The 650-nt window shown below is 61.5% G+C and carries 1 protein-coding gene; it reads right to left on the reverse strand.

Annotated features, from left to right (window positions below; all coding sequences use genetic code 11):
• The coding region (locus ACR0E6_RS22460; RefSeq protein WP_480587546.1) for an EF-Tu/IF-2/RF-3 family GTPase at positions 1 to 650 on the reverse strand (650 nt) is incomplete at both ends.

Raw genomic sequence — 650 nt, forward strand, 5'->3', positions numbered from 1 at the left:
GCCTTCTCACCGCTGTCCCAACGGGCCGAGGTGAACTGAGACGCCTCGAACCGAACCGGCAGGCCGTATTCCATCTCAATCCGGCTGGCCAGTACTTCGAATTGCAACGCGCCGACGACGCCCACGATAAAGCCCGAGCCGATCGAGGGTTTGAACACTTTGGCCGCGCCTTCTTCGGCAAACTGCATGAGCGCCTTTTCTAGATGCTTGGCCTTCATCGGATCGCCCGGACGGACGGTCTGCAGCAGTTCCGGTGCAAAGGACGGGATGCCGGTCACGCGGATCGCTTCGCCCTCGGTAAGCGTATCGCCAATGCGCAGCTGGCCGTGGTTCGGGATGCCGATGATGTCCCCGGCCCAGGCTTCCTCAGCAAGTTCCCGGTCAGAGGCAAGGAACAGGACGGGGTTCGAGATCGCCATCGGCTTTTTCGACCGCACATGGGTCAGCTTCATGCCACGTTTGAAATGCCCCGAGGCCATGCGCACAAACGCCACCCGGTCGCGGTGCTTGGGGTCCATATTGGCCTGCACCTTGAACACGAAACCGGCGACCTTCTTTTCATCGGGCGCGATCTGACGGGGCTCAGCAGACTGAACCTGCGGCTGCGGGCCATAGGCGCCGATGCCTTCCATCAGCTCTTTCACGCCAAA

Source organism: Ruegeria sp. AP12, assembly GCF_056540025.1.